At 45.7% G+C, this 26,715-nt stretch carries 19 protein-coding genes; 6 read left to right on the top strand and 13 right to left on the bottom strand.

Annotated elements, in window-relative coordinates; all coding sequences use genetic code 11:
* Together QEP08_RS00660 and QEP08_RS00655 are read left to right on the top strand one after the other, a co-directional pair.
* On the top strand, nt 1-594 hold the full coding sequence (locus tag QEP08_RS00660) for a HupE/UreJ family protein (protein WP_285054573.1): 594 nt from the start codon (nt 1-3) through the stop codon (nt 592-594).
* Nucleotides 594-2,921 (top strand): M1 family metallopeptidase, encoded by a 2,328-nt coding sequence (locus tag QEP08_RS00655; protein WP_285054570.1) that lies wholly within the window; start codon nt 594-596, stop codon nt 2,919-2,921. The genes QEP08_RS00660 and QEP08_RS00655 overlap by 1 nt, the downstream gene beginning before the upstream one ends.
* On the opposite strand, the gene QEP08_RS00650 is transcribed toward QEP08_RS00655, so the two are convergent.
* Complete coding sequence (locus tag QEP08_RS00650; protein WP_285054568.1) at nt 2,918-5,875, bottom strand: DNA gyrase/topoisomerase IV subunit A; 2,958 nt, start codon at nt 5,873-5,875, stop codon at nt 2,918-2,920. The genes QEP08_RS00655 and QEP08_RS00650 overlap by 4 nt on opposite strands.
* 204 nt (nt 5,876-6,079) lie before the next feature.
* On the opposite strand from QEP08_RS00650, the gene QEP08_RS00645 reads away from it, so the two are divergent.
* Genes QEP08_RS00645 through QEP08_RS00635 form a run of 3 tightly spaced genes read left to right on the top strand, consistent with a single transcriptional unit; the run spans nt 6,080 to nt 14,567 of the window.
* Nucleotides 6,080-11,248, top strand: a complete 5,169-nt coding sequence (locus QEP08_RS00645; RefSeq protein ID WP_285054565.1) for a translocation/assembly module TamB domain-containing protein — start codon at nt 6,080-6,082, stop codon at nt 11,246-11,248.
* Nucleotides 11,232-13,556 (top strand): translocation and assembly module lipoprotein TamL, encoded by a 2,325-nt coding sequence (tamL, locus tag QEP08_RS00640; protein ID WP_285054563.1) that lies wholly within the window; start codon nt 11,232-11,234, stop codon nt 13,554-13,556. Before QEP08_RS00645 ends, tamL begins: the two co-directional genes overlap by 17 nt.
* A gap of 9 nt (nt 13,557-13,565) precedes the next feature.
* Nucleotides 13,566-14,567: a YihY/virulence factor BrkB family protein gene (locus QEP08_RS00635; RefSeq protein ID WP_285054560.1), complete on the top strand. Its 1,002-nt coding sequence runs from the start codon at nt 13,566-13,568 to the stop codon at nt 14,565-14,567.
* Here QEP08_RS00635 and QEP08_RS00630 read toward each other — a convergent pair.
* Nucleotides 14,564-16,489, bottom strand: coding sequence for a DNA topoisomerase IV subunit B (locus tag QEP08_RS00630; RefSeq protein ID WP_285054557.1), 1,926 nt, complete (start codon nt 16,487-16,489; stop codon nt 14,564-14,566). The genes QEP08_RS00635 and QEP08_RS00630 overlap by 4 nt on opposite strands.
* Before the next feature lie 168 nt (nt 16,490-16,657).
* Between QEP08_RS00630 and QEP08_RS00625 the strand changes: the two genes are divergently transcribed.
* Nucleotides 16,658-17,983 (top strand): DEAD/DEAH box helicase, encoded by a 1,326-nt coding sequence (locus QEP08_RS00625; protein ID WP_285054555.1) that lies wholly within the window; start codon nt 16,658-16,660, stop codon nt 17,981-17,983.
* Here QEP08_RS00625 and QEP08_RS00620 read toward each other — a convergent pair.
* From QEP08_RS00620 to QEP08_RS00570, 11 genes are all read right to left on the bottom strand, one after another.
* Nucleotides 17,973-20,753 carry a family 78 glycoside hydrolase catalytic domain gene (locus QEP08_RS00620; protein WP_285054552.1) on the bottom strand — a complete coding sequence of 927 codons (2,781 nt, stop codon included), beginning with the start codon at nt 20,751-20,753 and terminating at the stop codon, nt 17,973-17,975. The two genes, QEP08_RS00625 and QEP08_RS00620, sit on opposite strands and share 11 nt — an antisense overlap.
* Nucleotides 20,754-20,851: 98 nt before the next feature.
* Complete coding sequence (locus tag QEP08_RS00615) at nt 20,852-21,178, bottom strand: C40 family peptidase (RefSeq protein WP_285054548.1); 327 nt, start codon at nt 21,176-21,178, stop codon at nt 20,852-20,854.
* Nucleotides 21,179-21,291: 113 nt separating this feature from the next.
* Complete coding sequence (locus tag QEP08_RS00610; RefSeq protein ID WP_285054547.1) at nt 21,292-21,669, bottom strand: hypothetical protein; 378 nt, start codon at nt 21,667-21,669, stop codon at nt 21,292-21,294.
* A 181-nt stretch (nt 21,670-21,850) separates the two neighbouring features.
* The gene (locus QEP08_RS00605; protein ID WP_285054546.1) at nt 21,851-22,492 is read right to left on the bottom strand and encodes a DUF6266 family protein; all 642 of its coding nucleotides are present in this window, start codon (nt 22,490-22,492) and stop codon (nt 21,851-21,853) included.
* 178 nt (nt 22,493-22,670) lie between these two features.
* Entirely contained in the window at nt 22,671-22,949 is a 279-nt protein-coding gene (locus tag QEP08_RS00600; protein WP_285054544.1) for a helix-turn-helix domain-containing protein, read from the bottom strand.
* A gap of 329 nt (nt 22,950-23,278) precedes the next feature.
* Nucleotides 23,279-23,881 (bottom strand): ATPase, encoded by a 603-nt coding sequence (locus tag QEP08_RS00595; RefSeq protein ID WP_285054541.1) that lies wholly within the window; start codon nt 23,879-23,881, stop codon nt 23,279-23,281.
* The gene (locus QEP08_RS00590; protein ID WP_285054538.1) at nt 23,882-24,130 is read right to left on the bottom strand and encodes a hypothetical protein; all 249 of its coding nucleotides are present in this window, start codon (nt 24,128-24,130) and stop codon (nt 23,882-23,884) included.
* A gap of 64 nt (nt 24,131-24,194) precedes the next feature.
* Nucleotides 24,195-24,818 carry a Crp/Fnr family transcriptional regulator gene (locus QEP08_RS00585; RefSeq protein WP_285054535.1) on the bottom strand — a complete coding sequence of 208 codons (624 nt, stop codon included), beginning with the start codon at nt 24,816-24,818 and terminating at the stop codon, nt 24,195-24,197.
* Nucleotides 24,819-24,846: 28 nt separating this feature from the next.
* Nucleotides 24,847-25,203 carry a hypothetical protein gene (locus QEP08_RS00580; protein ID WP_285054532.1) on the bottom strand — a complete coding sequence of 119 codons (357 nt, stop codon included), beginning with the start codon at nt 25,201-25,203 and terminating at the stop codon, nt 24,847-24,849.
* Nucleotides 25,204-25,239: 36 nt separating this feature from the next.
* Nucleotides 25,240-25,542 (bottom strand): IS66 family insertion sequence element accessory protein TnpB, encoded by a 303-nt coding sequence (tnpB, locus tag QEP08_RS00575; RefSeq protein WP_285054529.1) that lies wholly within the window; start codon nt 25,540-25,542, stop codon nt 25,240-25,242.
* A gap of 97 nt (nt 25,543-25,639) precedes the next feature.
* The gene (locus tag QEP08_RS00570) at nt 25,640-26,707 is read right to left on the bottom strand and encodes a metallophosphoesterase (protein WP_285054528.1); all 1,068 of its coding nucleotides are present in this window, start codon (nt 26,705-26,707) and stop codon (nt 25,640-25,642) included.
* Nucleotides 26,708-26,715: the final 8 nt, after the last annotated feature.

Genomic DNA, 26,715 nt, shown 5'->3' with positions numbered 1-26,715 from the left:
ATGCAGGATTTTCAGCTCTATTTTGGCCTCGGATGGCACCATATTCTGGACTGGCAGGGTTATGACCACATTCTGTTCCTGCTCGCACTGTGCAGCATTTATGGTGCTCAGGACCTGAAGAAATTATTGATCCTAATTACAGCGTTTACCCTTGGGCACAGCATTACCCTGGCGCTTAGTGTCTGGCAATACATTCACATCAACAGCAAGCTCATTGAGTTCCTCATTCCGGTAACTATTTTGATCACGGCATCTTCCAATATCATCAGCAAAAAAAAGAAGCCAAAGAAAATGCTGTTCCGTTACCTGCTGACCTTGTTCTTTGGACTGATCCATGGCCTTGGCTTTTCAAATTACCTGAAGAGCCTTATGGGCAAAAGTGCAAATATTGTAGTGGAGCTCCTTGGCTTTAATTTAGGGCTGGAGTTTGGGCAACTCCTCATTGTTGCCACTGCGATGCTCCTCTCTTTTATCCTGATCTGGATTGTAAAAATAAAGGCCTGGGACTGGAACTTTTTCCTTTCTTCAGCTATATTTGGGATCGCGTTTATGATGGCGGCCGAAAGGCTCCCGGCAATTTATAATTTATACTGATGAAAAAACTAATACTTCTCTTTGTAGTTATCCTGTATAGTTTCGCTACTTATGCGCAATTGCTCAATCCGGGTTCCAATCATGGTAATAAATTTGAGCAGTTGGGTACTGTCCTGTCCGATCCCAATTCGTACCGCTCAGCATCCGGAGCACCGGGCCCGGCCTATTGGCAGCAAAGGGCAGATTACAACATCAACGCGGAACTGGACGAAAAGAACCTGACGATCACAGGATCAGAAACCATCACTTATTACAACAATTCTCCTGATCCGCTGAGTTACCTATGGGTACAGCTGGACGAAAACCAAAGCAAATCAACAAGCGACAATAAACTTACTGAAACCAGTAAGATGACAGATAAAATGACCTATAAAGCTTTGTCGGCTATAGTTGGTGGTGAGAATGGCCTTGGTGTAAAGATCATTAAAGTAACCAATGGAAGTGGTGCCGCCCTGCCTTATGTCATCAACAATACCATGATGCGCATTGACCTGCCGGTGGTATTGAAACCAAATGAAAAATATATCCTGAACATCTCCTGGAATTATAAGATTTCTGACCGGATGACTGTTGGCGGTCGTGGTGGCTATGAATATTTTGCCGAAGACGACAATTACCTGTTTACCATTACCCAATGGTTCCCGCGAATGGCGGTTTATTCTGATTTCCAGGGCTGGCAAAACAAACAGTTTGAAGGCCGGGGTGAATTTGCGCTCGTATTTGGAAATTATAAGGTAAATATGACTGTGCCTGCAGACCATGTGGTAGGTGCCACAGGCCAGTGCCAGAACTATGCCCAGGTACTGGGCGCAGCCGCTTTAAAAAGATGGAATACTGCACAAACGGCTAAAGCGCCGGTGGAGATCGTAACCCTGAATGAAGTAAAATCGGGACTCTCCAAAAAATCCAGTGCAAAGAAAACCTGGACCTATACCGCAGAAAATGTAAGGGATTTTGCCTGGGTCTCTTCCCGCAGGCTCGTATGGGATGCGATGGCGACAAATGTAGACGGCAAGAAGATCATGGCCATGTCTTATTATGGCCCAGAGGCTTATCCGCTGTACAGCCGGTATTCTACCAAAGTGGTGGCGCATACGCTCAAAGTATATTCAAAACATACCATCCCTTATCCATACCCGGTAGCGATCTCTGTAGAGGCTGCCAACGGAATGGAATACCCGATGATCTGTTTCAACTACGGCAGGGCGGAAAAAGACGGCACCTATACAGAGGCGGTCAAGCTGGGCATGATCGGGGTGATCATCCATGAGGTGGGCCACAATTTCTTCCCGATGATCGTCAATTCTGATGAGCGGCAATGGACATGGATGGATGAGGGCCTGAACACTTTTTGCCAGTTTTTGGCGGAGCAAGAATGGGACAACAATTATCCTTCGGGAAGGGGCCCGGCACATAAGATCGTAGATTACATGAAAATGCCCAAAAACCAGCTGGAGCCGATCATGACCAATTCGGAGCAGATCGTAAACTTTGGCCCCAATGCCTATGCCAAGCCGGCTACTGCGTTGAACATCCTGAGGGAGACTGTAATGGGGCGGGAACTGTTTGATTATGCTTTTAAGGAATATACGAAGCGCTGGGCGTTCAAACACCCTACTCCTGCAGATTTGTTCAGGACCATGGAGGATGCCTCGGCAGTAGACCTCGACTGGTTTTGGCGGGGCTGGTTCTTCGGCACTGACCCGGTCGATATTTCCCTGGACAGTGTGCGTTATTACCGCATAAACAGCATGAAACAGGCCATAGAGAACCAGGACAAAAAGGCGGTATACGAACGGGACAATAAATACATCGGCAGGGAGCGCAACCGCGCTGCAGGAATTAAATTTGCTGTGGAACAGGATACCAGCCTGCTGGATTTTTACAATAAGTTTGAACGTTTTGAAGTAGCAAGGACGGCTGATGAGGATTTTCAGGCTTATTATAATGCTTTATCAGCTGAAGAGAAAAAGCTATACGAAAGCAAGAAGAATTTTTACGAGCTCAGTTTATCTAATGTCGGCGGCCTGGTCATGCCGGTCATCATTGAGTGGACCTTCAAGGACGGCAGCAAAGAGATTGACAGGATTCCGGCTTACATTTGGAGAATGGATGAGCACAAGGTCACCAAGGTTTTTACCAAGGATAAAGAAGTAGTTTCAGTGCAGCTTGATCCCTACCGGGAAACGGCAGATATCGACGAAAACAACAATGCCTGGCCCAGAAGGCTTGCGCCTTCCAGGTTTGAGCTCTTCAAGCAAAAAGAGGTGGTCAGAGGATCGTCTACCGGGGTAAATCCAATGCAGGAGTCGCGGAAGAAGAACTAGAAGAGTTTAGTTTGCCCTTTGTCGTCAATATCGATGTCATCCGGGTTGGTGATCTCCAGTTTAATGTCATCCGGTTTTTTTGCAGGAGTCGACCATGTTTTCTTTGGTTGTTCAGCTGTTGGTTTCGGCTGTTCAGCCGCCGGTTTTGATAATCCTGCTGGCGGAGACTTTTCTGTTGGCTTTGATGCTTCCGCTGGTTTTGGCTGTTTGGCTGTCGGCGCCGTTTTTGGAGCAGTTTCAGTCGCTGCGACCGGTGCTGCCTCAGTTTCTGTTTCTTCATCAGCGCCTTCATTTTCATCAGCAATCCCCTCTTCTTCTCCGGATGCAGTAACTTCATCGGGCAATGGCTTTTCCTCATCATCGGCATCCTTGCTCAATGCCGGATCGATCAGTTCTTTCTCAGTTTCTGTTTCTTCAGCAGCCACAGCACCTTTGCTGCGCTCAGCGACTTCAGGTTCTTCGTTATTGGCGATTGTGATGTTCTTGACTTCGTGTTGTGTCAGCCTGTTGCCATTTGCTTTAATGCCTTTTACATCAATAAATTCTGTGAGCACTATCTCCAGCGTTTCCGGGATCTGCGTCTTGCCTTTGAGCACATCAACGGTCAGTACCGCTGCCGGGTTGCTGGTCAGGTAAAGGAACCTGGAACCGTTCTCTTCACTGATCAGGCTTACTTTTTTGCCAACCGATATGGATTCAAATACAAACCTCTTGATAAAATAATTTTTGGCCTTGCCTTCATACTGTACTACAGCAAAAGGTTTTTCCGGATCAAATTTCTGGATCAGCACCAGGTCTGCGTCAAAGTGGTTGCTCAGCTCAAAGGTGCTCAGTTCATACCAGCCGTCTTTGTGTACCTGCAGGATCTTGTCTTCTCCGTCAAATTCCCCAAGGTATTTACCCCTGCCGTCCACATTCAGCCGGCGCAGCAGCTCATCGTACCAGATCTTCAGACCAGACAAGGTGGATACGCCTTTGCTCTTCAACAAGATCTTTTTGACGGGATACTTGGAAACAATATTGCCCTGCGAACCGCGGCCTTTGATGGCGATTTCGGCATAATCCAGATCAAACTGCAGTTTCTTGAGTTTGGTATGCGGTTTAAGCTGTACGGTGATGATCTCGGCCTCACCGTTTGGATTGGCCGTGAAATAAAGTACTTTGGAACCCTTACTTCCTTTGGTCAGGTCGTATTCCTTGTCCCGCGTCACGCCGACTACCGCAAAGCGCTTGATATAAGAGATCCCGCTTGCGCCATCTTTGTAGATCATGTTGTAAATGGTCCGCTCATCGCCCTTTTTAAATACCTGGGCGTGGAGGATTCCCTTGCCGACAAATGTTTTATCGGCCACTTTGGTAACGGTGCACTTGCCATCTTCCCGGAATACAATGATCTCGTCAATATCAGAACAGTCGGCGACAAACTCATCCTTGCGCAGGCCTGTACCGATGAAACCGTCCTCGCGGTTCATGTATAATTTCACATTAGCAAGGGCCACCTTGGAGGCCTCTACCCTGTCAAACAACCTGATCTCTGTCTTACGTTCACGTCCTTTACCATATTTATCCCTGAGCTTCTGAAACCAGGCTATGGCATAATCGGTAAGGTGACGCAAATGGTTTTTAACGACTTTGATATCGTCGTTTAAGCTCTTCATCAGCTCATCCGCCTTCTTCACGTCAAAGCGGGTGATGCTGCTCATCGGCTTATCGATCAGCTTTTTAAAATCTTCAGGAAGGATCTCTCTGTACAGGTCTGGTTTGAAAGGATCAAATAAGCGGTTCAGCACCTCCACGACCATGTCAAAATTATTCGAATTTTCGTATTCGGCGTTTTTGTACATGCCCTCCTGTATGAATATTTTCAGCAATGAACTGAAAAAGATCCTTTCCTGGAGTTCATGGAGTTTGATCTCCAGTTCCTGTTTGAGCAACCCTTTGGTATGCTGGGTATTTTGGGTCAGGATGTCATTGACACTCAAAAACTGTGGTTTGTCGTCCTTGATGACACAGGTATTGGGCGATATCGAAACTTCACACGAAGTGAAGGCGTACAGTGCATCAATGGTTACGTCCGGAGAAATGCCCGGGGCCAGATGGATGACGATCTCTACGTGCGCCGCTGTATTGTCTTCAATCTTTTTGATCTTGATCTTTCCCTTGTCATTTGCGGAAAGAATGCTGTCGATCACAGACCCTGTAGTCGTGCTGTAAGGAATCTCAGTAATGACGAGGGTCTTTTTGTCTTTTTCTGTAATCTTGGCGCGGACCCGGATCTTGCCGCCCCGCATGCCTTCATTATAAGCAGAAAAATCCGCCATGCCGCCGGTAAAAAAGTCGGGCAGGATGTTTGGCCTGTTGCCCCTCAGTATTTCCATAGAGGCATCGAGCAGCTCCAGGAAGTTGTGTGGCATGACCTTAGTGGCCAGGCCTACAGCAATACCTTCAGCGCCCTGTGCCAGCAACAAAGGAAACTTGACGGGCAGGGTAATGGGTTCATTGTTACGTCCGTCATAGCTCAGCTGCCAGTCGGTCGTATCGGGGTTGAATACCACCTCATTTGCAAATTTGGACAAACGCGCCTCGATATAACGCGGAGCGGCAGCGCTGTCCCCGGTGACCGGATCCCCCCAGTTTCCCTGGCAATCGATCAGCATGTCCTTTTGCCCGATCTGTACCATGGCATCACCAATCGAAGCATCTCCGTGCGGGTGATATTTCATGGTATTCCCGATCACATTGGCCGCTTTATTGAATCTTCCATCGTCCATCTCCTTCAGCGAATGCATAATGCGCCTCTGAACGGGCTTAAGGCCGTCGTTGATGTGCGGAACTGCACGATCTAGAATTACGTAGGAGGCGTAATCGAGGAACCAGTTTTCGTAAAGCCCGTTAATAGGGATTACAGTATGCGTATTTTCTTCGTTTACGTTGTTTTCTATTTCGTCACTCATCAAAAAAGGGTTTGGATCCTGTAAATATAAGGGATGAAAGCAAATTTAGGAACAGAAGTTTTTAACAGTTCTTTAAGAAACAGAAGGGATTCTAAACAATTCATTTATATGAATTGTAGATATACAGAATAAACATATTTTTTGGCCCCTATGGCATGGTTTTAGTTGTTAAAATTATATCATAAATCTCTCAGACTATTTCACTTGAATAAATATATACGCAAAAGTCTTAAAATTCTGCTTTGGATAATTGCCAGTGTTGTCCTTCTGGTCGTATTGGTCGCGCTTTCGCTGAACATTCCTTTTGTACAAAATTTCGTAAAAGATGAGGTTGTCAGTTACCTGAAGAAGAAAACGAAAACTGAAGTGCGCCTGGAGAGTATTAAAATCGCCCTTCCCAAAGATGTTGTACTGAACAAATTTTACATTGAAGACCAAAAGAAAGACACTTTGCTGTATGCGGAAAAGCTTGCTGTAGACATCAGTCTTTTTAAGCTGCTGGACAATAAGGTAGAGATCAACAACATTACACTGAAAAAGATAAGGGCCAATGTGACCCGCATTGATCCGGATACTGCATTTAACTTTTCTTTCCTGGTAGATGCATTTATGTCGGAGCAGAAAAAGCCGGAAGAGGAAGTAGAAAAGGACTCCACCTCTACCATGAAGTTCGCCATTGATAAAGTAAATTTTGAGGACATCGGAATTACCTACCGGGACGACGTAGCGGGCAATGACATGAAGCTGCACCTTGGTGAATTTAAAGCAAAACTTAAAGAGTTTGACCTGGCCAATCAGCATTATGTGATCAAAACACTTGCGCTCAGGAATACCTCGGTGAAATACCTGCAGCAAAAGCCTCTGACACAGTTGGCCGAGCATCTGGAAAAAAGTATAGATACCGCCAAAGCGGAATTGGGCAAGCTGCCGCTGATCGAAGTACAGGATTTTGCTTTCAGCAATATCCGCATTGGTTTTGATGATCGGATTTCCGGCATGAGCGCAGATGTAGATTTAAACAAACTGGCGCTGAATCAGTTGTTTGTGGATCTGACCAATAGCGACTATAAAGTGGAAGGTGCCAGTATCAGCAACACAAAGATCAATTTCAATTCGGCGGCCAACAAGGCCGATGTGGCGCTGACGGAACTGTCACTGAACAAGCTGTCCGCTGATGTGCTTCATGGTGAATATGTACTTGGCGATGCTAAACTCAACAGGTCAAACATTTTGTTTGCCATGAAACCAAGTCCGAAATCAGCAGGATCTGTAAAAAAGGATAATACCCTTGTTAAATCTGATCCACTGTCCCTGGAGGTAGGCCGTGTAACGCTTGCTGAAAACAATGTACAGTTTGACAATCTGGGAACAAAGACGGCTAAGGGGATGGATTTTAACCATCTCCGGTTTTCTGATCTGAAACTGCTGGCAGAAGCGATTTCTTACAGTGATGCCGGCATAAAAGTGAATGTAAAAGAAGGAACATTTAAAGAGAAGAGTGGTTTCGAACTCAACCAGCTGCAGGGTGATGTCGCGTATACCCAGAAAGAGATCAAGGTCAGCAACTTTAAGGTTAAAACGCCGAATACTTCTATTGAAAATAACACGCAACTCAACTATACTTCAATGGACGACCTGACCAAACATCCGGAACGGGTGAAGCTTTCCATGACAGTAAACAATACGGTAATCGGCCTGAAAGATGCCGCCTATTTCAGTGACGCCATCCCTGCAAACTACCGCAATGAGAAAATAAAGGTCAGCGCCAGTGCAAGGGGCTATTTAAACAATCTTGTCGTTCCGAAACTGCAGGTAACCGGACTGAAAAGCACGCAGATTGACATCAGCGGTACGGCCAAAGGTCTGCCGGATATGAATAAAACAGTACTTGACCTCAAGATCAGGAAGTTTGCACTGACTAAAAAAGACCTGCTGGTCATCATTCCTGAAAAGTCATTGCCGGCAAGCATTGAACTGCCAAACCAGATCGCCGCCAATGGAATCTTCAAAGGTTCAATGACCAATTTCACCACTGGATTTAACATCAGCACCGATATGGGTGCTGCTAAACTGGCAGCCAAAATGAGCGGACCTAAAGGCAGAGAGCACTATAGCGCAAATGTGAATCTGAACAATTTCAATGTAGGGCGGCTTCTGAAACAACAGCCCACAATAGGCAGAATTACGGCCAGGGCCACGGTAAACGGAACAGGACTGGATGCTAAAAAAGCGGCAGTGAAATTCAACGCGCAGATCGTCAGCGCACAATATAACAAGTATACCTACAAACTGTTGAATATAAGTGGTGATTATTCCAGGCAGAAGCTGAACCTAAAAAGCAATATGGCAGACAGCAACGCCAACTTTAAACTCAGTGCTGCTGTGGACATCTCCGGCAAATATCCTGCTGTAAAGGCAAACATGAACCTGGTACAGGTCGACCTGCAAAAGCTCAATTTCAGCACGACAGAGTTCAGACTGGCAGGACTGATCACCGCCGATATCAAAACCGCAGATCCCGATTATCTGAACGGTGATGTGAGTATCCACGGGCTGCAGCTGGTCAAAGAAGGCCAGAAATTCAATATGGACACCATTGATGTTCATTCCGAAGCCTCTGCCAGCCATAACCTGCTTACCCTCAATTCGGAGATCCTCAATGTAAAAGTGGATGGAAAATATCAGTTGACCAATCTGGGCAGCGCACTCATTAACCAGGTCAATAAGTATTATGAATTTGGTGAGGTCACTAAAATTCCTGACCAGCGCTTTCGGTTTTATGTAAACCTGCACAATCCCAAATTCCTTAAAAACTTTGTGCCGGAAATCACTACGTTTTCTCCTTCCCACATGAGCGGGCTGATCGATACTCAAAAAGACAGCCTGCAGATGAGTGCCTGGTTTCCCAGGGTGGTATATGGCGATTACAAAGTGGACAGCACCCGCCTGGATGTGAACAATAAGAACCGGCAGCTGGACTATAAATTACAGATCAGAAGTTTCCAGAGTTCATCCATCGCGCTCTACAATACCGAACTGAGCGGACAAGCGGCCAATAACCTACTGGGTGTGAATGTGTTTTTGAGGGACAGCAAACGTAAGGACAGGTATACGCTGGCCGGCACGTTTAAATCTATCAGCAAGGATTATCAGTTTTCACTGGATCCCAATAAACTGCTGCTCGACTATGAGAAATGGGCCATATCTCCTGAAAATTACCTTCAGTTTGGCAAGTCTGGCATACTGGCCAACCAGTTTAACCTGAGCAAGGGCGGCCAGCTGCTGAGCATCAACAGCACTGATAAAACTCCGAACTCTCCTGTAAAAGTAGAATTTAAAGATTTCAGGATAGAGACACTGACCAAATTCGCCGAGCAGGACAGCGCACTCGTTGGCGGGATCATCAACGGAACGGTTGACGCAAAGGAACTGATGGATACACCAAAAATTGAGGCCAACCTGACCATCGGTCAGCTCCGCTATCAAAAAGATCAGCTGGGTACACTGCGTGTTGCGGTCAATAACAATATCGCCAATGCTTACGAAGTAAACGTAGCTTTGGCAGGAGTTCATGAGCTGAGGGTAAATGGATTTTATTATACCAATACTGAAAACGCACTGGACCTAACGGTCAATATTGATAAACTGGATCTGAAAGAACTGGAAAGCTTGTCTATGGGCCAGATCAAAAAAGGATCTGGCAATATTACTGGACAAATGACTGTAAAGGGTGCAATGGCCTCCCCAAAAGTAATCGGAGACCTGAAATTTAAACAGATTGCCTTTACTGCAGGTTATGTCAATTCCTACCTGAGAATACCTGATGAGACCATTAGCTTTACAGAACAGGGCGTGAATTTTGATGATTTTACCATACTGGATTCCCTCGGTAGAAAAGCGACCATAGACGGCGGCATACAGACCACCGACTACCAGAACTTTAAGTTCAACATGGACATCAGGACGAATAATTTCCGCGCTTTAAATTCTACTGCACAGGACAATGACATGATCTATGGCACGGTATATCTGACAAGCAACATTAAGGTGAGAGGAGATTTAAACCAGCCTGATGTGGACATGAACGTCACTGTAGAGAAGGGAACAAAATTCTTTTTCGCATTGCCGGTGGATGATCCCGCTGTGATAGACCAGGAAGGAATTGTGCAGTTTATCGATGCCGATGCAGCTCCGTACAACGGGCAAAAGGCATTAACCGGGGACAGCATCACCAAATCGCCTATACAGGGAATGACGCTGGGCGCTACACTCCATATAGACCCTGAAGCTGAACTGACCGTCGTGGTCGATCCTTCAAATGGTGATGCGCTGAAAGTAAGGGGACAAGCCAACCTGGTGGCCACTATGGACCCGAGCAAGACCAGCCTGACCGGAAGATATGAGATCAGTGATGGCTCTTACAACTTGTCGGTAGGCCCCTTTAGTAAGAAAGCATTTAAACTGGTAAAAGGAAGCAGCATCGTCTGGACAGGAGATCCGATGTCTGCCAATGTAGATCTGACCGCGTTATATGAAGTGAATGCCGCACCGATCGATCTGTTGAATGAGGCTGAAAATATGCAGGCAAAAACAAAGCTGCCCATCCAGGTATACCTGATGATGAAAGAGGAACTGATGAAGCCGAAAATATCTTTCAGACTGGACCTGCCCGAAAATGAGCGTGGTGCTTTGGGCGGACAGGTATATACCAAACTGCTCCAGGTAAACCGGGATGAAAGTGAGCTAAACAAACAAGTATTTGCATTGCTTGCGCTAAACAGATTCATCGCGGACAATCCTTTCCAGAGCCTGGCCGGCGGCGGGGGCGGTGTATCGACACTGGCCCGGTCCAGTGTAAGTAAACTGCTGACCGAGCAGTTAAACAACCTGGCCTCTGACCTGATCCAGGGAGTAGACATCAATTTCGGCATCAATTCATCGGAAGATTACTCGACCGGAGCCATGGAGCAAAAAACGGATCTTGAGGTAGGTTTGTCTAAAAAGCTGCTGAACGACCGGCTGACGGTAACTGTGGGCAGTTCATTCGGGCTGGAAGGCCCTGCCAACCAGAACCAGAGGTCAACCAATATAGCAGGGAACGTGAATGTGGAATATGCCCTTTCGGCAGACGGCCGGTACAGGCTGAGGGCATACAGGCGCAACCAGAACGAGGGTGTGATAGAAGGCCAGATCATCGAAACGGGACTTGGTTTTGCCCTTGTGGTAGACTATAATAAGTTCAGGGAAATCTTCCAGAAAAAAATGACCAGAGAAGAGAGAAGGGAAAGAAGATTGAAGAACGAGGCGCGTGAACAGGAAAACAGGAATAAAGAAGCATTAGAACAAAAACCTACCAATGAGACAACTAATTAGACCTCTTGTATTCATTTGTTTGTGTGCGGTGCTGGCGGCCTGCAGCAATACCCGCTATCTGAAGCCGGGCCAAAATCTGTACACCGGCGCTGAAATAAAGATCAATCCGGATTCATCCGGGAAAATTGATGACCAGAAAGATGTAAAAAGCGCATTGGAGGAGAAAACCAGGCCACGTCCGAACAAATCGATCCTTGGGCTGAAATTTAAGCTTTGGGTCTACAACGTAGCTGGTGAACCCAAAAAACCTAAGGGACTGAAACATTGGTTGCGTACCAAAGTCGGCGAACCACCTGTACTGCTCAGCGATGTCAAGCTGAAATACAACAATGATGTACTCACCAGTTACCTGATCAGCCAGGGTTATCTGCAATCAGAAGTGACCGGAGATACCGTAGTAAAGAACCGCAGGGCAAAGGCGATCTATACCGCACTGACCGGCCCCAGATATAAGATCAACAGCATTACTTTTTCAAAAGACAGCGGCAACCTGGCCAATATCATCAATCAGAACAAAGACAAAACGCTGTTGAAGGCCGGGGACTTTTATGATCTGGAAACCTATAAGAATGAACGGATCAGGATTGACAACGACCTGAAGGAAAAGGGCTATTTCTATTTTAGCCCGGATTACCTGATCCTGCAGGTGGACAGTACCATTGGCAAAAGCCTGGTAAACATCACCATTAAGGTAAAGGACATCGCGCCGGATGCGGGACTGAAACCCTATACCATCAACAACATTAACATCTACCCTACTTATAGCCTGCGCCGGGATTCAGTGTTGAGAAATCTGGAGCCTGTAAAATACAATGACTTCAATATTTATGATAACCGCAGGACTTTCAAGCCCTGGGTGTTTGACCGGCTGGTATTTTTTAAAAAGGATGAATTATACAACCGGAAAGACCACAACCAATCCCTCAACCGCATGGTCAATATCGGGGTTTTTCAGGGCGTAAAGGCCGAGTTTCTTCCTCTTGACAGTTTTAAAAACAACCAGCTCGACCTGAACATCTACCTGACCCCGCTGAAAAAGAATTCTCTGTCCTTTTCCGTGACAGGAACCAGCAAGTCCAACAACTTTGTGGGTTCTGAAGTAAAACTGACACAAACCACCAGAAATTTGTTCAGGGGGGCGGAGCAACTGGACGTGAGCGTGAGCGGTGGCTTTGAAACTCAGGTGAGCGGGCAATCCAAAGGGCTCAACTCCTACTCCTTTACCACAGAAGGTAAACTGACCTTTCCGCGTTTCATTATCCCTTTTTTCAGGTTCAACAGTACCAATGCTTTCATTCCTAAAACCATTGTCTCTGCCTCTTATCAACTGTTGAGCAGAGGCTCATTGTACAATTTAAACTCCATAAAAGGAGAATATGGTTATAACTTTAAGGAAAGCAAGTACAAAGAACATACGTTCAATCCAATATCAATCAATTACGTGCAGCCTTCAAAATTTGACGACCCCAGGAAGCGTGATAGTTTGTACCGTATCGGTCTAAGAGGTGCACTTGAAAAACAATTCATCATAGGAAGCAACTATAACTTCACTTATACCAATCAAATGGAGGAAGAGCGAAGAAACAACCTTTATTTTAACGGAAGCCTGGAAACGGGTGGAAATGTATGGGGACTTTTTGTTGGCAAAGATGCGGATGGAAATAAATCTTTCTTAAAAACACCGCTGACACAGTTTGTCAGGCTGGAGACAGACCTGCGAAATTATTACAAGCTTACCCGTAATGTAGTATGGGCGAACAGGCTCAACCTGGGGTATGGTTACGCTTATGGCAATAGCAACACACTGCCATTTGTACGCCAGTTCTTTGCCGGGGGAAGTAACGACATCCGGGCATTCCGGGCCCGTGCACTTGGACCGGGAACTTATAAAATATCCGATACCGAATTCGCCGACCAGGGGGGTGATATCAAGGCGATGCTGAATACAGAGCTCAGGTTTAAAATAGTTAGCGTATTACATGGAGCCATATTTACTGATGCAGGAAATATCTGGCTGAGAAAAGAAGATCTTGGCACACCGGCCACAGACACTGAGCCTGCAACTCCGGGCAGACCTGGCTCCGGCTTTAACTTCAAAAATGCACTAAGCGAGCTTGCCGTTGGTACAGGGGCCGGGCTCCGTGTCGATGCCACTATTTTTGTAATCAGGTTAGACGTGGCTTTCCCCATCAGAAAACCTTACCTTGAACCTGGAAAACGCTGGGTAATCGACCAGGTTGATTTTGGCAGCAGCACCTGGCGCAAAGAGAACCTGATTTACAATATTGGCATAGGATATCCTTTTTAATATTTGATCATGACATTTTTTAAAAAAGCTTCTCATTTTATAAAAGCAACGGCCCACTTATTTATAGCCGCGGGTAAGGGATTTATGGAAGACCGGGTAATGAAGCTCAGCGCTGCACTTGCTTATTATACTATATTTTCTTTAACACCGCTGATCATTATTGTAATCTCCGCAGCCAGCTTGTTTCTGGGTGACAATATGGACCCCAACACCAAATTGTTTGGTGAGATCAGCGACATGGTGGGCGCAGATGCTGCAAATCAGTTAAGGGGTTTTGTAAATAACGCGAATCTGTCCGGCAAAAGTACCCTCGGACTGATCATTGGTATCGGAACTCTGATTGTGGGCGCAACGGCCATCTTTATAGAGATTCAGGACAGCATCAACCTGATCTGGAAGGTAAAGGCTGTTCCCAAAAAAGGCTGGAAAAAACTGATCACCAACAGACTTCTTTCTTTTTCTATGATCGCTTCGCTTGGCTTTCTGCTACTGGTTTCCTTAGTAATCAACAGCATAGTAGTTGGCATTGGGGACAGACTGGAAGGTTATGCTACCAAAATAGGCATTGAAAGAGTATCTGAATTGCTGATGCTGATCGTGACCAACGCCCTGACCCTGGCAGTAGTGACCAGTATTTTTGCCATTATATTTAAAGTACTGCCGGATGTCAATCTCAAATGGAAGCCAGCGCTGGTAGGCGCATTATTTACCGCATTGCTGTTTAGTCTGGGCAAATACGCCATTGGTATCTATATAGAAAAAGGCAATCCCGGCTCTGCTTTTGGAGCGGCGAGCTCCATCATCGTCATCCTTCTGTGGATTTATTATACCTCCATTATCCTGTATTTCGGGGCAGAATTTACGCAGGCTTATGCAGAGCGGTACGCTAAAGGAATCACACCAAGCAAGTATGCAGTGCATACCAAAATCGTAGTGGTGGAAAAGAAAGTGGATATACTTCCTCCCCAGCATCCCGAAGATACCAAGATCGATCATCCGACCGAAACCTAGGCCGACTCCGCCAGATCCTCGTCTGTCTCAACTACGTCATGTACCACCGCAGTCGTTGCGGCGTCTTCATCTGCAGAGATCAGTGCTTCTACCGTATCTTTCTCTATCCTCAGATTCCTGATGATGTGCTGCTGCCTGTCGGGCGTATTCTTGCCCATATAGTACTCCAGCAAGTTCTTTATGGTCTGGTCCTTGAGAATCACAGGATCAAGTCTGATGTCCTTGCCGATGAACAATCCGAATTCATCCGGTGAGATCTCTCCCAGTCCTTTAAACCTGGTGATCTCCGGCTTATTGCCCAGTTTTTCAATGGCTTTTTTGCGTTCGTCATCGCTGTAACAATAGATCGTTTCTTTTTTATTGCGCACCCTGAACAACGGAGTTTGCAGAATGTATACGTGTCCTGCCCTGACCAGGTCCGGGAAGAACTGCAAAAAGAAAGTCATCATCAGCAGCCTGATGTGCATCCCGTCCACATCAGCATCGGTAGCGATCACAATGTTGTTGTAATGCAGGCCATCCAGTCCGTCTTCAATATTCAGCGCATGCTGCAGCAGATTGAACTCCTCATTTTCGTAAACCACTTTCTTGGTCAGCTCATAACAGTTTAAAGGCTTGCCTTTCAAACTGAATACTGCCTGGCAATCCACATCTCTTGATTTGGTAATAGAGCCGGAAGCCGAGTCCCCCTCGGTAATGAACAACGTAGTTTCGTATCGTTTATCGTGATTGGTGTTGAAATGTACCTTACAATCCCTCAGTTTCTTGTTGTGCAGCGAGGCTTTTTTTGCCCGGTCATTGGCCAGTTTCTTAATTCCGGCAATGTCCTTGCGCTCCCGCTCAGACTGCATGATCCTTTTCAGCAATGCGTCCGCTACCTCCGCATGCTTATGTAGGTAATCGTCCAGTTCTTTCTTCACAAAATCATTGATGAACGTACGTACAGAAGGCCCTTCAGGACCCATGTTCTGGGAACCCAGTTTGGTCTTGGTCTGCGATTCAAATACAGGCTCCTGCACCCGTACAGAAACCGCCGCGATAATAGAAGACCTCACATCAGAGGCATCAAATTCTTTCTTATAATATTCTCTTATGGTCTTTACCACCGCTTCGCGGAATGCAGCCTGGTGTGTGCCGCCCTGCGTGGTATGCTGACCGTTCACAAAAGAGTGGTAATCTTCACCATATTGCTGTCCGTGGGTCATCGCGATCTCGATGTCATTGCCTTTAAGGTGGATTACCGGGTACCTGATGTTCTCTACATCGGCCACCTTGTGCAGCAGGTCATACAATCCACGTTCAGACAGGAACTTCTGTCCGTTGTAATTGATCGTCAGTCCCGTATTCAGGAACACATAGTTCCAGATCATACTTTCTACAAAGTCGGATATATAATGGTAATTCCTGAAAATGGTCTCATCCGGATAAAAAGTAATGGAAGTACCGTTGCGTTGTGTGGTGTCAATAACCTCATTGTCCAGCACGATTTCCCCCTTAGAAAACTCTACTTTCTTGGTTTTACCATCCCGGTAAGACTGTACCACAAAATTAGTTGACAATGCATTCACGGCCTTTGTACCCACGCCATTCAGTCCCACGGATTTCTGAAAAGCATTGCTGTCGTACTTACCTCCGGTATTGATCTTGGACACGCAGTCAATCACCTTACCCAGAGGAATTCCCCGGCCGTAATCACGTACATTCACTTTATGTTCTGACACCGTGATCTCTATGGTGCGGCCTGAGCCCATTACAAATTCATCAATAGAGTTATCCACGATTTCCTTCAGCAGCACGTAAATCCCGTCGTCCTGCGCAGAACCATCGCCAAGTTTACCGATATACATACCGGGACGTAGTCTGATGTGTTCCTTCCAGTCGAGTGAGCGGATGCTATCTTCGTTATAATTCGGTTCAGCCATGATGTAAATGAGTATAATACAAACATAACCGAATATTATACCGGAATCAACCATAAAGTTTCAACAAATACACATTCCGATTAAAAATTCTCAACTCTAAGTATTATATGTACCTTTGCAGCAGGGCGATATTCGTTCGCCTCCATTTAATCACTAAAAGACAACACATTGTTATTTCAAGAACTAGATCTGATTGAGCCAATTTTAAAAGCGCTGCAAACAGAAGGTTATACACAACCTACCCCAATCCAGGAACAATCCATCCCATCTATATTACAAGGTAAAGACCTGCTCGGGTGTGCGCAAACCGGCACAGGTAAAACTGCTGCTTTTGCCATTCCTATGCTGCAGTTGCTGAGCAAGCCACACCAAAACACCAAGGTACATAAAGCCATTAAGGCATTGATACTGACCCCGACCAGGGAACTGGCCATCCAGATCGAAGAAAGCTTCAAAGCCTACGGAAAAAATCTGCCACTGCGTCATCTGGTGATATTTGGCGGTGTGGGACAAAAGGCACAAACCGATGCACTGCACAGAGGCGTCGACATTTTGGTAGCCACTCCGGGCCGTTTACTGGACCTGATGAACCAGGGATTCATCAACCTCCGCGATGTGGAGATCTTTGTCCTGGACGAGGCAGACCGGATGCTCGACATGGGTTTTATCCACGATGTCAAAAAAGTCATCGCCAAACTGCCTGCCATCAGACAGACCCTGTTCTTTTCGGCTACCATGCCAAAAGAGATCCAGACCCTGGCAGATACGATCTTAAAGAACCCTGTTAAAGTTGAAGTCACGCCGGTATCCTCTACAGCAGAAAAAATCCAGCAGCAGATCTTCTTTGTTTCTAAAAATGACAAGAAGGACCTCTTGCTGCACATCTTAAAAGACAGAACGATTGAAACCGCGCTTGTTTTTGCCCGTACCAAACATGGTTCAGACAGGATCGTAAAAGACCTGATCAAAGCCGGAATAAAAGCGGAAGCCATACATGGCAACAAATCACAAAATGCCAGACAAAGAGCACTGACCAATTTCAAGGCAAAGACCACACGCATACTCGTGGCTACTGATATCGCCGCACGTGGTATTGATGTGGATGAGCTGGCACATGTGATCAACTACGAACTGCCAAACATTCCGGAGACTTATGTACACCGCATCGGCCGTACCGGCCGCGCAGGACTGAGCGGTACCGCACTTTCATTTTGCGATGGAGAAGAAAAAGAATTCCTCGATGATATTGAAAAGCTGATCGGGCTTAAAGTTCCGGTAACAGAAGACCATCCTTATGCAATGAGCTGGCAAAGCCTAATGGCAGGTGCCGCCGAAGCAAAGGCAAAGGGTAAGTCTAAACCTTCAAGGGGAGCCCGTCCGCAGCGTACAGAAAAACAGCCCAACCTGAGCGGAGCAAAGAAAACTCCTGGCAGCGGCGGTGGTGGCGGCAGAAAATGGCACAACAAGAGCAGGCAGAGACCAGCTAGTTCTTAACGCTGAAACTGTATTTGCCCGAGCCGATTTCAATTTTAACCTGCTTATTGCCTGCAGCACTCAGACGGAAAGTCTTTGATCCGCGAATATCTTTCCCGCCTTCAAGAATAACCGAAGCAGCACTGGCGGGTAAATAAACTATAGCCCTGCTATTGGCCGGAACCTCGGCTTCGAGCAAAAATTCATGCCCTGTTTTCTTCCAGGAAGACAGGATGGTACCATAAGGAGATTCATAGGTGGCCCTGGCATTGGTCAGGTCACCTACTGCCTGGGGCCTGATCTCTACAGTCTTGTAAGCTATAGCACCTTTGGCATTGCGTATCCCCCCAATTCCACTGTACAGCCATTCCATAAGGTGTCCCAGCATAAAATGGTTATTGGAAACGAAACCATAGGCCTGCCAGGATTCGGTCAGCGCGGTAGCACCATGCGCCAGCTGCCAGCCATAGCCCGGCACATCTGAGCGGCTGTTCATGTCATAGATCACATCCGACCTGCCCGCATCATCCAGCACACGCAGCACGTAGCGATAGCCGATATCCCCAGCTGTCAAAGCGTTTCCGCGTCCTTTAATTTCATTGACCAGGTTATCTACCACAACCTGTTTATATTCAGGCTCAACCAGTTCCATATATACAGCCATTGCATTTGCCGTCTGGCTCCCGGTCGAATATTGCATGGTACTTTTATTAAAGAATTTCGTATTGAAAGCAGTCCTGACTTTCCCTGCCAGGTCACGGTATTTAGCCAGGTCATCCGCTTTATTCAGCAGCTTGGCGACCTTACTGATGATGCTCAGGTTATAATAATAAATTGCGGTCGCTGTGACGGCTTTGGGGGTCAGCTGTGCCTCGCCCGGGTTATTTGGGCCTATGTCAAACCAGTCGCCCAGTCCGTGCGACAAAATGTGGTCATTCGCTTTGCCCCGCAAATAGGCGATGTATTTCTGCATCATCGGATAGCTTTTTACCAGCACATCTCTATCGCCATACCATTCGTAAATGTACCATGGCACAATGATGCCGCTGCTCCCCCATTCCGGAGAATCACGAAAGCCGGCATCAAAATGTACATATTCAGGCGTGATGTCAGGCACCAGCCCATCCCTGGTCTGCCCTATGATCATGTCATCGACGATCTTTTTGTTGAGTGTAGCCACGTCATAATTGTACTGAACAGAACCGCCCATCAAATGCGCCTGCTCCAGCCAACCGAGCTTCTCGCGGTGCGGACAATCGGTAAACACACTCACCATATTGCTTTTAATGGCCCAGTCTATGATCGTGTTGGTCTTATTGAACAACTCATTTGACGAAGTAAAAGTACCCGCCCGTTTGGCGGCATTCCGGATGTGCAGACTTTTAAGAGAAATTATTACCGGCTTGTTATCAGGATTGGTTTCCTTTTCCGGAACAGCGCCCTCTACCTGTATATACCGGAACCCGTAATACGTGAATTTAGGCTGCCAGTGCTCAATGCCCTCCCCGCTCAGCGTATAGTCGTAATAATGCGGATCACCGCTGGCGGACTGATTGACAGAACCGTCCTTGTTTAGCAGCTCTCCCGGAGATATCCTCACTACCGCACCACGTTTACCCTTTACAGCTATCGCAGGAATGGCTGAAGCATTCTGACCCATGTCGTAAACCCAAACACCTGGTTTGATCTGGGTGACCTTAATGGGTGTAAAGTTTTCAAATATCTTTAAAGGCTCCGCCATTTGCGAGTTCAGCACCGGAGATCCGCTTATAGGGATCGCATTTTTCCATGGTGCATCATCAAAGACCGGAGTATCCCAGCCTTTTTGTTCCAGTGTTGCATCATAATCCTCACCTCCGTAAATGCTGCTGAAAGTAACCGGGGAACGTGCAGTTTTCCAGCTTTCGTCAGTAATTATATCTTCCGTACTGCCGTCACTATACTCGAGTAAAAGACGGCAGATCAGTTTAGGATAACCATAGGCCCCTGTGATCTTCCTGTAACGCTTGTCCCTTGGAATGAAGTAAAAACCATTGCCCAGGATCACACCCAGGGCATTGCCACCCTGCTTTATCTTTTGCGTCAGGTCAAATGTTACATAAAGCGCCTGCTCATCATACTTGGTCCAGCCAGGGTCCAGGAAATGATCACCAACTTTGGCACCGTTCAGGCTCAGGTCAAAATGCCCCAGACCAGACACAAATGCCGTGGCTCTTTTGATCGTTTTACTGACATTAAATTTCTTGCGGAACAAAGGCAATACATCATTCTTTTCCGGAAAATTCCCGCGCATGTGAACTGCAGGAATGATTTTTTCTGTTTCAGGCATTTCTTCATAACCAATCCATTTTGCATTCTTCCAGTCTTCATTCCTCAGCAATCCCATCTGCCAGGAAGCGGCTTTACTCCAGTCAGAGCTGATGCCTTTATGGTCCCAGATCTTTACCTTATAAAAATATTGTTTTCCGGACTGCAGGGGCTTGCCTGCATACCGCACCTGGATCGAGGAAGATGAAAGTACCTTACCGGAATTCCACTGGACGCCTTTATCGTTATTGAGTTCTGTTATTGTACTGGCTACCAGGATCTGATAGGCAGACTGGTTTACGTTGCGGCCTTGCCCATTAAACTTCCAGCTCAACACGGGGTTTGCCGATTCCACACCAATGGGATTGGCCCTGTATTCACACGTTAAAGAAATGACCTGAGGACCGGGAACGGAGAATCCGGACGATGGCAGTAATAAAATAAGACAAAGCAAAAAGCAGTAATAACTGAAGTTTCTGTTCATGGGTCGGTCAGTATCGGAATATTTGGTTAGCCCTGCTCAGGCTGCACATGCAATATTACAAATAACTCTAATTATCGCAACCTGCACTATCCTGTTTTCTAAAACCAATTCGCAAACTTTGCAATATTCCTCCTGTGCCGCACACGCCTGTAAACCCCATTCCCGTTTCTAGACCCATCTGAATTCGTATTGCCCTCAATGGAAACTATAAAGTCTCCGCGCAACGACTCCACAATTCCGCAATGAGCTATGCGGCCCATTGACGGAAAGTAAATACCCATGATCATTCCGGGAATCGGCTCTCTTCTAAGTCGTCCCTTGGGAAATAGTGCCGGGCTCCACGCTGTCTTCGGCTGGGTATAACCCGCCTGACCAAAGCACCAGGAGACAAACGCAGCACACCACGCGACTTTTTTGACACCCACATACGCACAATACTCATCAACTCTCTCCCCAGCATTCTCGCTAACCTCACGAACGCCGATTTCCTTTCTCGCTGCTTCGACGACAGCTCCTGCGTTGTGTCCTCTTTCATAAGCTATAAAATTGCTACCAGACATCCCAAACCTGTTAAAAGCAGCAAGGCAAAAGACAACCAGAAAAACCCTAACTGTTTCCATAACTCAAGCGAACTAAACTGTAAAACCATACTGCTCAAACCCGGCAACCCCACACTCAGCCAAAACCGTTGAAGCAACCACCAGCACAAATGCACCAATGCTAAAAAGCTGATCAAACTCAGCACGATCATGATCGGCACACTCTGGTTAATCCCCGTACTGATCTCCGGGCTGCTAAAAAACTCCGTCACTACACTCCACAATGCCATCAGCGACAGCATCAACCTGTGCTCTTTCTTCACCCCATTCAAGAGGTTCCAGAGATGTATACCTCCGTTCATTAATATCTCTTTCATAATTTTCTTTTAATTTTTAATTACCCTACTACCCCTTCCCCTTGTGACTACGCATTGTTTATGTTGCGACTCGTTGTTTTAATTTGTTGTGAGAGAGAAAAACTGGTGACTCCGATGGGACATAGGGGCATTGCGAAGCTGTGTCCCAGTCCAGGAGGAGTTCACCAGTTTTTCTCACAAATTACTGAACCACCGTCGCAGCAATAAACTGCGTATCACTCACCTTCTTACCATCAGCACTCACAAACACCATCCACACCTGCACATTGTCTCCTGAAAAGTTCGAGGGCAATGCCATGTCATAAGAAAGCGTGGACCTGACCGGCCCCGTACCCGACATCACAAACTCCTGCTTTGACGGATTGTAGACAATAAACACTGCCTTATCCGTAGCCGCACCCGGCATCGAATTTGTGCTGACCTCCCAGGTGAAATCCAGCTGGGCGTCCTCGGTAGTCGCCATCACCAAATTCATCGCTTTGGCCAGTACACCGCGGCTGAAAGCTGCTTTCTCATAATCAATCGTGTAATTTGGAGCAACACCCGTAATGGCTTTTTCCAGATTGTAGCCCACCGCAGCATTCATCGGTGACTTGTCAGCATCGTAATTCTGGAAGCCGATCTTGATAAAAGAACTGATCCAGCTTAGCCAGCTCGTTATCAAGCCAAACTGAATCCGCTGGTTCAGCTGCAGTTGCGTCGGCGGTCTGTTTGATTTCGCAGGACGCATAGAGATGATGTTGACACCCTTAACCCTTCTTCCTACGTGGTTTCCCGTGCGGCCGATCATATCGTAATCGATACCGCCTGTTAATTTTCCCATGTTGTTAAATATTAAAATGAATAAATCTGTTAAATCGTTTTCTTGCAAGTCAACGATGCAAACATATTCAGATCACACCTAACAACCTAACAAACAGAACCTTACTGCCGTACTTTGCCGGAACAGTGCTTTATTTTACCGGCAGATTGCCGGCCGCAGCTACGGTTCATTGCCAGTGCTAGGGTTCATTCCCATTTAAAAACCGGTTCACGCTTTCCTCCAGGTAAACATTTACCCCACCGCGTTTCCTGGCAATCAGCTTGCCCTGTTTTACATATTCATAGAGCATCCGCTCCTTTCTGTCCAGCAGAAACTTTACCTCCGATGTGCTGAGCCATTTTTCCTTCAATGGTACTACAGCAGGTATCATCAACGTGCTATTCTTGTTTTTCCATTCTTCAAACACCTCCCTGATCATCGTTTCAATCCTGAGCACAATCTCAATAAGTCTTTCCATGTTAAATTAGTTTTTGAGCTTGCTTGCTGAAAGAAAGGCACAGCAAACCCTGCGGCCAGATTAATAGCCGTTTTAGTAAGTATCAATAAGTTAATTAGGTGTGGTTTCCGGAGCTCAATTGTGGGAATGGAGCGTGCATAAGTACCTCAGAAATCACGATAGGATAGGAGCGTTAATTGCTGAGGTTTTAAGTAAAAGTTCTGATCATGCTTTGCTGTTTAAGTTATCAATCGGGTTATTTATCAAATTTTTGACTACTTACAAAATAAGAATGTTAAAGCACCAGGGAATTGCGCCAAAACAAGTTTAATTAACTGCGGATGAAATACCTATATATCTTTCAGAAAAGGTTTTGCCCATGCTGGACATTCTTTGGAGGTAACAAATAGCTTTCCTTCTACAATATGAAGTAACTCTACTGGAGTTGAAAATTCCGGGCCCTCACCAATTGAATTGTCAAAACATGTAACAGAGTTAAAATCCGAGTAATATTTATACAGATTTTTGAATCCGTTCTCAAAATTGAACCTAATTGAATCTTCCGGCACTTTATGACCACCCAGTTTAACTCTATACTCTACACGTTGAATGGAATCTTCTAAAGTCTCTAAACCAATAAATATTAAATGTATCTCATATCCGGCTTTCAAGAAGTCGTGAGGCGTGTTCATGCAAGTAGAAAAGCTGAAATTCGTTTCATAAGCATAGTTGAGACGCAAAGCCATTGCTTTGGCTTTTTCGGCTGCAAACAGCGTATCATTTACGTGAGATTGTAGCGCGTCGCTCCCTGTTTCGGGATATTGTTTACGCAACGCTGTTAAATGTTTATCTCCGTCAAAAACCTCAAAATCTGACTCGGTTAATTCTTTAGAAAACAAACTTTTACCAGAACCATTTGGACCTGCTACCACAAATAACCTTGGTGCTGACATCTAGCCGTGCAAGACTTGAATTATTCTTTCTACTGAAGTATCTATATCCTGTTCAATAAGCTCTGTTCGACCATCAGGGTACTGATGAATAAACATATTCCGTTTGATACATAAATCATTCTTATAAATGATTGGCTGATTCATCGATTTTGCCTTATCCACAACCGCTGACACCAGCCCTGCAAATTTTCTGGCCTTTTCACGAGCAGACAGTTCAAAAATAAGTTTACGATTTCTTACCTGAGGCATAAAACAAAAATTTATCTAATACAAATATAACAAATACTCTACCAATAAACAATCGCGTTCATCTTCACCCCCCATACATCTCCTTTACCAAGCGGCTAAAAGTAAACTCGGTCATGTCCAGATAGCTGGCCGCATCCTTATCCAGCAGCCTTGCCTTACGTTTCTTCCCCATCACCTGCGGATAGAGCTTATAAAAAGCCCTGACCTTATCCCTGGCTTCCATACGCAGCAGCTCCTCACGCTGGCGCACCTTTCCAGACAAACCCGATATAATTTTATTCTGCAGCTTCATGCTTTTGGGAAACATTTCATGGATCTCGTCCATTTGCCTGGAGGTGATTTCCAGCAATTCCGATCCCGCAACCGCTATCATTCCCGATTCAGCAAGCTTGCCATTTACAAACTCGTCATGAAGTATCGCTATTTCACCCGCTTCAAACAGCTGGTACACTACCGTGCCTTTTTTAAAATCACTGTAATAAACCAGCACCATGCCCTTCACGATAAACCAGCACTTTTTCACGGGATCGAGTTCCCAGATCAAATGTTCAGGGGCTTTGCAATCATAGCCTGCCAGCTTTTTGCGCAGGTGGGGCTGGAAATCCATATAGGGCATTTCAAATACGGAGGCCAGGTAATCAAACAGCATTTTATAGCTGGCTTCGCTAATGGTATCTTTTCTGATCAAATCTGAGTCCGTTAATTTTAAGATTCTGTTAATTCAAATTGTAACTGGTATTGACAATCATCAGGTCAATACGCCTCAGCAGTTCTATAAAATGATTGCTCAGCTCCCGGTATACCTTATCCAGAAACTCATAAACCCTACTGCGCAATGCCGCTTCAATGATCAGATCATCCACCAGGTTACTCAGCCTGACCGTTTCTTCCTTGTGAAACTCCAGCAGGTAAGGCAAGCCACTCACCTTCTTATCCCATTCCACACCAAGACACAAAGTTATCCTTGCGAATTCCCGGTCCAGAAAATCAAAGTTTTCCTGTCCCGGATTAAAGCAGGCTTTTCGCCTCAGGTCATAGATCAGCTGGCCTATCCGGCATAGTTCGTTTTGCATATTTTTATCGTTAGCGATTCTATATTTTTGGCAATTTCATTTCAACTGGCCTAATTGTACAAATTCTTCCTTTATTCCTGCAGCATCCAAATCATACACTTCTGCCATACTGATGCCCATATAGTCCCTGCTCAAAATCTTTACCGCGTTCTGGTTGCGCACGCAGAACACGTAAGCCTCATCTTCTTTTAACGCATTGCCAGTAACTTTTAACACCAGCTTGCTAAGTCCAGGCATCCCCAGCCGTCTGTCAACTTCCTTATTATATACCCTGAAAGGCTTATCGCCAATAAACATCTTGAAAATTTCGTTATTGGTCAGTTTTATCAGTTTTTCCATATTTTTTCTTTTAAAAGAAACCGGAGAAGCTTTTTGGATGAAGGCATTTCTCCAGACCTCTTTTCAATAACCACTCATTGAGAGCATCAATTCGGGGTTAGTTTTTTAATTCTATTTTATTTCCCTTATCATTAACCTTATACCATTTTCCGTTTTCGTACAAGGCAGCCTGATGATCCCCCGAATGCTGATCAACATCGAGCCCCAACACTTTACCATTGTAATGAAGGCCAACATTACCGGGTACAATCGTGTGTCCAACAATAATCCGTTTCACATCATACAGCTTCAATGTTTCGTCAACTTCCTCCTCGGTTGCTTTCGGCTCCCTGAAGTATCCCCTGTACCAGAACAACGAGGTTTTACCTTCAAAAAACTTAGCCGCAGTTGTATCACCAGCAGCCTTAACATTCCCCGCTTTATCATAATACGGCCTGCACTTTTCGTTAATGGCCTTTAATGAAAGTCCAAGCTTATTGATTTGCGGCGCAACACCCGCATGCGTACATAAGTTATCACCAATTTTTTCAATAATATTCTTAGTGCGTAGCCATCTGCCCAACTCAGTGTTTGAATCATATAGGCGCATATAATCAATTTCCATCAGTTTGGCACTTTCAAAGTACTTAGGCTGCACATAACGCAGGTCACCGGAAAGGTTCATGATATCGTGATTGCCCAGAATAGTATGTACATAGCCCCCTTTTGCTTTCGCCAAATCTTCAAGCTTGTAGATCAGCCATAAGCACTCAGGTACATTAAGCCCTCTATCAAATAAATCTCCACAAATTACCAGATGGCCTTTACCAAATGTCCACTCATAGGTTTCATTGATTACTTTATTTGCAATCAGCAATTCACGAAAGCCCTTAAACTCTCCTTCAATGTCTGAAACAATGAATAGTTTTTTGCGTAATGGTGTTTCTACAGGTTCTATTTGCAGATCCTTGCGCAACGGCACTGAAAAGTTCCAGTTGGGGTTACCTGGAAATGTTACAGCAACATCGCCTCCCAATGGTATTTCCTTCTCAGTTGCAACAGAATCCGTTACTTGCTTGACAAAAGCTTCTTCTTCTTTATACACTACATAAGGCCCATCATGCAATTTCTGTGCAGCACCCTGCTGAAAAAATAAGGCAAGAATAATGATAAACAGATTTCTCATATCGCTAA

It is taken from the genome of Pedobacter ginsengisoli, assembly GCF_030244015.1.
Lineage (GTDB): Bacteria > Bacteroidota > Bacteroidia > Sphingobacteriales > Sphingobacteriaceae > Pedobacter > Pedobacter ginsengisoli.
This window is presented reverse-complemented; position numbering and strand designations above follow the sequence as displayed.